Annotated in this window: 9 protein-coding genes; 5 read left to right on the plus strand and 4 right to left on the minus strand. The window is 72.0% G+C overall.

The features are described from left to right. Positions 1-89: 89 nt before the first annotated feature. Both I53_RS09585 and I53_RS09590 read left to right on the plus strand, forming a co-directional pair. On the plus strand, positions 90-734 hold the full coding sequence (locus I53_RS09585) for a DUF1214 domain-containing protein (protein ID WP_051044745.1): 645 nt from the start codon (positions 90-92) through the stop codon (positions 732-734). Further along, positions 722-1,396 (plus strand): integral membrane protein, encoded by a 675-nt coding sequence (locus I53_RS09590; protein ID WP_043349723.1) that lies wholly within the window; start codon positions 722-724, stop codon positions 1,394-1,396. The genes I53_RS09585 and I53_RS09590 overlap by 13 nt, the downstream gene beginning before the upstream one ends. A gap of 243 nt (positions 1,397-1,639) precedes the next feature. On the opposite strand, the gene I53_RS09595 is transcribed toward I53_RS09590, so the two are convergent. Both I53_RS09595 and I53_RS09600 read right to left on the minus strand, forming a co-directional pair. Next, entirely contained in the window at positions 1,640-2,470 is an 831-nt protein-coding gene (locus I53_RS09595) for a hypothetical protein (protein WP_236961549.1), read from the minus strand. 53 nt (positions 2,471-2,523) lie between these two features. Beyond that, positions 2,524-2,736 carry a hypothetical protein gene (locus I53_RS09600; protein ID WP_043349728.1) on the minus strand — a complete coding sequence of 71 codons (213 nt, stop codon included), beginning with the start codon at positions 2,734-2,736 and terminating at the stop codon, positions 2,524-2,526. Between the two features lie 441 nt (positions 2,737-3,177). Here I53_RS09600 and I53_RS09605 point away from each other — a divergent pair, with 441 nt between their 5' ends. Both I53_RS09605 and gshB read left to right on the plus strand, forming a co-directional pair. Next, the gene (locus I53_RS09605; protein WP_043349730.1) at positions 3,178-3,471 is read left to right on the plus strand and encodes a hypothetical protein; all 294 of its coding nucleotides are present in this window, start codon (positions 3,178-3,180) and stop codon (positions 3,469-3,471) included. Between the two features lie 49 nt (positions 3,472-3,520). Beyond that, the gene (gshB, locus tag I53_RS09610) at positions 3,521-4,477 is read left to right on the plus strand and encodes a glutathione synthase (protein WP_043349733.1); all 957 of its coding nucleotides are present in this window, start codon (positions 3,521-3,523) and stop codon (positions 4,475-4,477) included. A gap of 12 nt (positions 4,478-4,489) precedes the next feature. On the opposite strand, the gene I53_RS09615 is transcribed toward gshB, so the two are convergent. Beyond that, positions 4,490-6,025, minus strand: coding sequence for a sodium:proton antiporter (locus I53_RS09615; protein ID WP_043349735.1), 1,536 nt, complete (start codon positions 6,023-6,025; stop codon positions 4,490-4,492). 57 nt (positions 6,026-6,082) lie between these two features. Beyond that, positions 6,083-7,522, minus strand: a complete 1,440-nt coding sequence (locus I53_RS09620; RefSeq protein ID WP_043349736.1) for a carbohydrate porin — start codon at positions 7,520-7,522, stop codon at positions 6,083-6,085. Positions 7,523-7,643: 121 nt separating this feature from the next. Here I53_RS09620 and I53_RS09625 point away from each other — a divergent pair. Then, a partial coding sequence (locus I53_RS09625; RefSeq protein WP_043349739.1) for a gamma-glutamyltransferase occupies positions 7,644-8,585 on the plus strand: 942 nt, incomplete at its 3' end.

Genomic DNA, 8,585 nt, shown 5'->3' on the forward strand with positions numbered 1-8,585 from the left:
TGCCGAGGGCAGCCGCCCGGTCGGCGGCTTCACCGAGGTTCGGTGAGCGCAGAAAGCTCACGATTCCCGACGCGTTCGGCCGCGTCTCCATGTACGCCGGCGCCCCGGGCAGCCGCGCGGTCCGGTTCGTCCGACGGCTGTGGCGCAAGACTTCGATCGCCGGCCTTGCCGTCTACGCCCTGGCGCTGGGCGCCCTCCTGGGCCTCGCCAGCGCCGACTGGGCGACGAGCGGCGGCTATCCGTTCGGGGGCGTTCAGGTCGGTGCCTGGACCGCTTGGCCGCGGGCCGGCGCGGCGAATGCGGATCCTTACACCCGCGCCGTCAATGCCCGCCGGGGAGAGATCCCTCTGGCGGTCGGTGAGGGCCTGCTCCTGACGGCGGCGGTCGACGATGCCGGACAGGCGCTCGACGCCACCTGCACCTACCGGATCGGCGGCGCGACGCCGCCCGCCCGCGCTTGGACGATCACGGTGGCCGGCCGCGGCCCGCGCGATCCCGGCCGTGCGCCCCTGCGCGAGGGCTTCACCTCCACCGAGGTGCTGCGCGCGCCCGACGGGTGGTTCTCGATCGTGCTCGCGCCGGATGTGCAGCCCGGGAACTGGCTCCCGAGCCCGCGGGCGACCGGTCCGGTCCGGCTGGCGCTGCGCCTCTACGATACGCCGGTGGCCGCCAGCGTCGGGTCCCTCGACCGGAGTTCCGTGCCGGCCGTCACTCGCCTCGGATGCGCCTCGTGAGCCTGCGCTTCGTCTACGCCACGCTGATCGGCCTCGTGCTCGCCGGGATCGTCCACATCGCGGCGGTCCTGGCGATCCCTGCCCTCTCGGAAGCCGACGCCGTCTCGCGCGCCCGCACCAGCGAGAACCTGGACCATCCGCAGTCGATCTACACGGTCGCCACCGGTGACGACCCCTCCCCGCCCGAGGCATGGCTGCCGATCCCGGATCCGGCGGTGGCGGTGGGCGTCTGCGCCTACAACCTCGCGGACGGGCCCATGCGCGTCTCCGCCCGCACCGGTCCCCTGTCCCTGTCGCTCGCCGCGCATGCCCGCCGCGGGGCCTTCTACGCGGTGACCGACCAGGCCGCGGTCCGTGGCGCCCTCGACCTCGTCATCCTGACCCGCGCCCAGTACGACGAGGCGCTTGCGGACGACGACGAGAACGATCCGAGCCGCGACGTGCGCATCGTCGCGCCCGACACGCGCGGCTTCGTGGTGGTGCGGGTGATCGCCGGTCTCCCGAGTCAGCGTCCCGCCGCGAATGCCGCGGTCCAGGCCGTCTCCTGCACCACCGACACGTCGACGGACGATGCGCCGACGGGCAAGGACGCGCCCGGCAAGGACGCGCCCGGCAAGGACGCGCCCGGCAAGGATGGGCCCGGCAAGGGGACGGGGCGCTAGCGGGGCCGTCGAACGGGCTGGCTGCGTCGATCGACGTGCGGCGGGCCTCAGCCACCTTCGTCCGTTCGGGGATCCGCGGATCGTCCGCGTCTCCAGCACTGGGCGATCGGCCGGATGGACCTGCCCCTCTCCCTGACCCACGATCCGGACACGCGCGGGCCTGCAGGTCGGCCACGCGGCCGATGTCGCGGCGGCACGGGCGCTGTCGTCGTCAGGATGGGGCGCGACCGCAGTCTCGGTCGTTCAATACTTGACCACCAGCGGCTCCGCCTGCGCGACCGGCACCGGGGGCGGCAGCGGAGCCGGTCCGAGGCCGCAGCGGGCCGCGGCATCCGGCGGGAGGAGCGGGTCGAGCAAGTTGCGGCGGGCGGCCAGCATCATGATGGACCGCTCGGCCGAGACCGATTCCGGTGCCGGCGCCGCGGCGAACAGGTGTTCCAGGGCGAAGCGGTAGCGCGCGAGCCGTAGGCCGGCCTCGAAGCGCACCCAGGCGATCAGGCAGCGATTCTCGGCGACCCGCTGGGCGGCCTCCAGCACGTCGGCGTTGTCGAGGGTCTTGGCGAAGGGCAGGCTGCGCAGACGCGCGGCATCGGCGTCGATGACGCGGGCGGCCAGCGCCACGAAGATCGGGATCAGCCGGGCATCGGCCGTGGCGTCGTCGCCGAGCTTCCGGTAGCGGGAGACCGGGGAGCGGGACGGCTCCGCCGTGAGGGCCTCGTAATAGGAACCGACTTCCTCGTAGCGCCAGGTCGGCGGGAGCACGTGGGCGCTGGCGAGGCCGAGCACCGCGTCCTGAAAGGCGGTGAAGCTGCTGGCGGGCTGGACGAATCGCCATGCGCGGTCGCGCAGGGCCTGCTCGTCGTCGGTGAGGCCGGATTCGAGCAGCAGGCGCCCGCGGTCTCGGGTGCTGAAGCTGCCTGTCGTATCGATGAGCCCGTTCCAGACCCCCGTACGCGGTCGGCCGAAATCGCCGCTCTGGGTGCAGGCTGCGAGCACGGCCAGTGCAGCGCCGACGGGGCCGAGGCGCATCGCTCGGCGGGCGCGGCCGAACGGCCGGCGATCCGGGGCTGACATGGGAGAACCGTCTGTGGCGGCGTGCGGCCGATGTGACATGGACCGCGACGTCCTCAGGACGCGAGGCGCTCGTAGCGCACGCCGAGGAACAGGAGGATCTCGCCGCGCCGCTCGCCGGAGCGCGGAATGCGGGAACTCCGACGCGCCTCTGCGCCCGGAAAGGGAATCAGGTCCGCGGACGCGGCCGGCGCAACTCTGCGGGACAGATCGGCGGCCGACTTCGACGAGCGGATTTCGCCGGTCTCCTGCGGCTTGAAAAGGGTCATGGTCTCCGGCTCCTGTCGGCGGTCCGAGCATCTGGCCCGGGCCCTTCGGAGGGCGTCGGCAAGGGCTACCGAAACAATCCAGCACGACGTGGTTAACGGAGTCTTTCCAGGCATCGGCGCCCGAAGAGCGCTCTGATGGGAGTTGGCGCGCGACTTGCGTGGCCTTCCGTGCCCATGGCGGGCGTTTCCTCCCTTCGACTTGAGGCCCCGTCCGATCCCGGACGGGGCCTTCTTATGTGGAGCGTCGTGTCTTGTCGGACGCCGCCGCCGTGCGACCCGCGAGCCACACCGCGGCGAAGCGTGGTCGCGACGTTCCTGCGCGGAACCCCTCGGGACCTCCAACGCTTGCCTACCGCCCGGCCCGACCGATATGCCGGACGCGGGCGATTGCGGGACCGCCGCGTCGGTTCTCCGCCCGAGCGAGATTGAGGACACCGCTGAATGCGACTGGTTCCGGAACGATCCCTGCGCGCCGCCCGCCGCCGCGGGTTGGCTACTGCGGCGCTGGCGCTGTTCGCGCTGACGGCTGGCCCCGCCTATGCCCAGCGCGAGGACCAAGGCCTGCAGCTTGGCTGCGCGAACGACTATTTCCGCCTCTGCGCGGGCGTCGACCCGAACAGCCAGGACGCGGATCGCTGCATGATGCGCAACCGCAAGCGCCTGTCTCCCGAATGCCGGTCGGCGATCGGCGACTACGACAAGCGCACGGGCAGCAAGTCTCTGTCCGACGATTGAGATTGCCGCATCCGGTTGTGATGTCCGCCGTTGGCGAGGGGCGTTTGGTATGAGCCTGACCGTCGCGGTTCAGATGGACCCGATCCAGAATATCCGGATCGCGGGTGACACGACCTTTGCCCTGCTGCTGGAGGCCCAGCGGCGGGGGCATACGCTCGTCTACTACACGCCGGACCGGCTCTCGATGCAGGGCCGGCGCGTGACCGCGCGGGTCGAACGTCTGACCGTGCAGGACGTCGAAGGCGCGCATTACACCCTGGCGCCACCGGAGCGGCTCGACCTGGCCGAGGCGGACGTGGTGCTGATGCGCCAGGATCCGCCCTTCGACATGGCCTACATCACGGCCACCCACATGCTCGAGCGGATCCATCCGGAGACCCTCGTGGTCAACGATCCCTTCGAGGTGCGCAACGCGCCCGAGAAGCTGTTCGTCCTCGATTTTCCCGAGTTGATGCCGCCGACCCTGATCAGCCGCGACAAGGCGGAGATCGAGGCCTTCCGGCTGGAGCACGGGACGGTGGCGATGAAGCCGCTGCACGGGCATGGCGGCGCGGCCGTGTTCAAGGTCACCGAGAAGGACCCGAATTTCGGCTCGATGTTCGACCTGTTCGCCACGACCTTCCGGGAGGCCTGGGTGGTGCAGCGTTACCTCGACCGGGTCACGGAGGGTGACAAGCGCATCATCCTGGTCGACGGCGTCCCCATGGGCGCGGTCAACCGCGTCCCGGCGGCCAACGACATCCGCTCCAACATGGTCCGCGGCGGGGCCGCCTCCGCCTCCGAGCTGACCGACCGCGAGCGCGAGATCTGCGCCACGATCGGGCCCGAGCTGGCGCGGCGGGGCCTGATCCTGGTGGGGATCGACGTGATCGACGGGCACCTCACCGAGATCAACGTCACCTCGCCCACCGGCATCCGGGCGATCCAGCGGCTCGGGGGCCCCGACCTGTCCGTCGCCGTCTGGGATGCGATCGAGGCCCGGATCGCGGCACGCAAGGGCGTGTGACGGCGCGCGGCCTCAGGTCTCCGCGCGCGGCGTCGCGCTGAGTTCGGCCCAGTCGAACTCCTCCTCCAGCAGGAAATAGGCGTCGTCGCCGATCCGGCCCTGGCGGCGCAGGGCGAGCACCGCGTCGCGGGCGGCCTCGACGGCTTGGCGCCGGGCGGCGTCCGCCGGCAGGCTCTCCGGCGCCAAACCCTCGTCGTGCGCCTCCGCCTCCGCGAGGGCCGCGCGGAACTCGGCGCGCAGCGCGTCGGTCGCCGGCGCGTCCTCCGCATCCGCGAGGCTGTCGAGGGCGGCCTTGTAGGCCGCCGCCCGGGCCCGGCCCGTCTCACGCCCCACGGGGTCGTCGTCCTCGAGCCGTAGATGGGCGAGCAGCGGCCGCAGGGTCAGGCCCTGAACGATCAGGGTTCCGAGCACCGTGACGAAGGCGGCGACGACCACGAGATCCCGGTGGGGAAATTGGGCAGGCAGCGCCAGGGCGGCCGCCACGGTGACGATCCCGCGCATGCCCGCCCAGGACAGGGCGATGCCCGGCCCCAGCCGCGCCGGAACTCCGGCCTGGCGGAGGCCGAATTCGCGGATCCCGGTGGTCGGCAGGACCCAGGCGAGGCGGGTCACCACCACGGTGGCGAAGGTCGCGCCCGCGAGGATCAGGGCCTGCCACGCATCCGCGCCGCTCAGCCGCTCCCGGATCGGGTCGATCTGGATGCCGATCAGCACGAAGGCCAGGACGTTGAGCACGAACACCGCCGTGTCCCAGACGGCGTAGGAGATCACCCGGGCCCGGGGCGCGGTGACGCCGGGGGCCCGGCGGGCGACCGTCACCGCGAAGGTCACGATGGTCAGGACCCCCGACAGCTCGAGCCGCTCCGCGGCAAGCCAGATCCCGAAGGCGGCGACGAACTGCATCACGATCGCGCTCGCCGGGTCGGTCACGCGCCGGGTCACGGCCACGAACAGCAGGCCGAGGCAGGGGCCGACGACGAGGCTCGCGACGACGCCCAGGAGGAACGCCGGCGCCACCTCCGCCGGGTGGAAGGTGCCGGCCATCGCGGCCGTCACGCCGAGCCGGTAGATCAGCAGCGAGGCCGCGTCGTTGAGCAGGCTCTCGCCGCGCAGGATCGTGGCGAGCCGGTGCGGCATCGGCGCGTGCTTGAGCACCGCCAGTGCCGCCACGGCGTCGGGCGGCGCGACCACGGCACCGAGCACGATGCAGGCGGAGAGCGGCATGTCCGGGACCACGAGCCGCGCCACGACCGCGACGGCGAGCGTGGTCACCGCCACCGCCCCGACCGCGAGCCCGGCCACCGCGCGCCAGTTCTCCTTCAGATCCCGCACGGAGGCGTCGAAGCCGGCATCGAGCAGGACCGGAGCCAGGAACAGCGCGAGCGCCAGTTCGGGATCGAGCCGCAGGTTCGGGACGCCGGGGACGAAGGCGAGGCCGACACCGCCCAGCGCCAGGAAGGCCGGATATGGCGCCCCGAGCCGACGTGCGACACCGGCCAGTAGGACGGCGCCGAACAGGACGCCGACGACCCACTCGAAGACTAACATGCTGCTGAAAGAGGCGGAGCCCCGGGACCGTTCCGGGGCCCACGGTCGCAGGCCGGCTCAGTACTGCACGGTGGCGCGTACCCCAAGCACCGTCGCGTTGCGCAGCCGGCGGCCGTCCGGACCGGCGATGCCGGCGCCCGGCCGGATGACGTATTGCGCGTCGGGCTGAACCGTGAAGCCCGGCACGACCACGGCCTGATAGGTCGCCTCGATCACCGCCTCGGCGCGGCGGCGGGGCATCGGCATGCCCGAGTAGAGGATCGTGTCCCGGTCGGCCCGCTGGGCCTCGTCGCTGATGCGCGCGTAGGCGACGCTGAGGCCGATCGTGTCGTCGTCGCGCCCGTCGAACAGGCCCTTATAGGCCAGCCCGGTATCCAGGTAGGCGTCGATCAGGCTGGAGCGGGTGGGCGACCACGCGGCGCGCACGAAGAAGCCGAGGCCCTCGTCGTCCTTGCCGGATTCCCGGTAAAGGGTCTGGTCGTAGATCGCGTAGAGGCCGGCATTGCCGCGCACCGGCCGGCCGATCCCGGTGGCGTTCGGGTCGGCGAGCGGCACGCCGGTGATGTCGAAGCGCAGGCTGTCGAACCGGCCGAAATGCTGCCAGCCGCCCAGGGTGATGTCGCCGGGCAGGCCCCGGGAACCGGGCGCGATGTTGTACGCGTAGGTGGCCTCGGCGATGATCAGGGCCGGATCGCGCAGGCGGAAATTGGTGCCCGTCCGGTCGAGGCGCTGCGCCTCCGGATCGTCACCCGGACGATTCGCACCGGCCGGATCACCGTCGTAGAGCCCGACCTGCAGGGAGAAGCCGTTGCCCGGCACGTATTTGGCCCGGATCGCCGGGGCTGCGAGCGGGTAGGCCGGCCCGCCGCTCGGCAGGTCGAGCCCGGTGATGACCGGCCAGCCGAAGGTCGAGTTCACGAACAGCGTCGCGGTCTGGCTGACGAAGAACTCGGTGTCGGCAGCCTGCTGCCCGATCCGGATCCCGAGCTGGCCGTCCATCAGGCTCTGGTCGAACCAGAGCACGTAGAGCCGCGTGGACGGCAGCGCCTCGATGACGCTCGTGGTCAGCAGGTTGCCGACATAGTAGCGCGACAGGCCGGTGCCGTGGATGAAGTAGGCGTTGGCATGGACCGTGGCGCCTTGCCAGCCCGCCAGCCGGTCGAGGTCGAGGTTGAGGCGCAGGTTGAGGCGATCCTCGACGATCGCACCCTGTCGAAGGCCGCCGACCGGATTGCCGAGCACGTCGGCGATGTAGGTCAGGCTGTACGCGATGCCCCGTTCCTTCAGGACCGGGCGGATCCCGAGCGGGTCGCCGAGCGGGCCGAGAGAGGGCTCCACCGAGCGGACATAGCCGCCCGAGGCCTGGCTGGTGGTCTCCGGCTGCGAGACCGAGATGCGCGGATCGGCGCCCGCGCCCTCGTACACGGTCCGCGTCTGGGCCGCAGCGGGAAGGGTCGACAGGCCGAGGGCCAGCCAGGACATGAGTTTGCAGGACATCGGCCGCTTCTGGGCGACAGCACACGCGCAGCATAGCATGGCCCGCCGCCCGTATGCGCTTGGTCTTTGCAGGAGGCGTCGCCTCGCCTAACCCTGCGGCCGGTACACCACAGGACCGTCGATGCCCGAGACCCCCGTCTTCACGTCCGCCGCCGTCGCCGCACCCCACAGCCTCGCCGCCCAGGCCGGCCAGACCGTCCTCGCCCAGGGGGGCAACGCCATCGAGGCGATGGTGGCGATGGCCGCCTCTATCGCGGTGGTCTATCCGCACATGAACGGCATCGGCGGCGACGGGTTCTGGCTGGTGCGCGAGCGGGGCGGCCGGGTGCGGGGCATCGAGGCCTGTGGCCCGGCCGGGCGTCTCGCCACGATCCCCCGCTACCGCGAGAAGGGCTACGACGCGATCCCCGCGCGGGGACCCGACGCCATGGTCACGGTGGCGGGCGCGGTGGGCGGCTGGCGCCTCGCCCTGGAGCTGGCGCGGGCGCTCGGCGGCCGCCTGCCCCTGGAGACGCTCTTCGCCGACGCGATCGGTCAGGCCCGAGCCGGCGTCGCGATCTCGCCCTCGGAGGCACGCTACGTGCCCCAGGAACTCGACACGCTCCACGACGCGCCAAACTTTGCGGCCACCTTCTTGAAGGACGGCAAGCCCTATCCCGCCGGAGAGACCCGCGCGCTGCCCCGCCTCGCCGATACCCTGGAGCAGCTCGCTCATGCGGGGCTCGGCGACTTCTATCGCGGCGATATCGGCCGGGAGATCGCCGCCGACCTGGAGCGCCTCGGTGCGCCGGTCACCCGGGCGGATCTGGAGGCCTTCGCGGCGGTGGAGCGGGCGCCCCTGTCGATCCGGCGCCGCGACGCGACGCTCTACAACTTCCCGCCGCCGACCCAGGGGCTCGCCGCCCTGCTGATCCTCGGGATCTTCGACCGGCTGAACGTCTCCGAGCCCGAACGCACGGCCCATTATCACGGGCTGATCGAGGCGACGAAGCGGGCCTTCGCGATCCGCGACCGGGTGGTCACCGATTTCGCCCGCCTGCGGCACGACCCCGCTGCCTTCCTG

Source organism: Methylobacterium sp. B1 (assembly GCF_000333255.1).
Taxonomy (GTDB): Bacteria; Pseudomonadota; Alphaproteobacteria; order Rhizobiales; family Beijerinckiaceae; genus Methylobacterium; species Methylobacterium fujisawaense.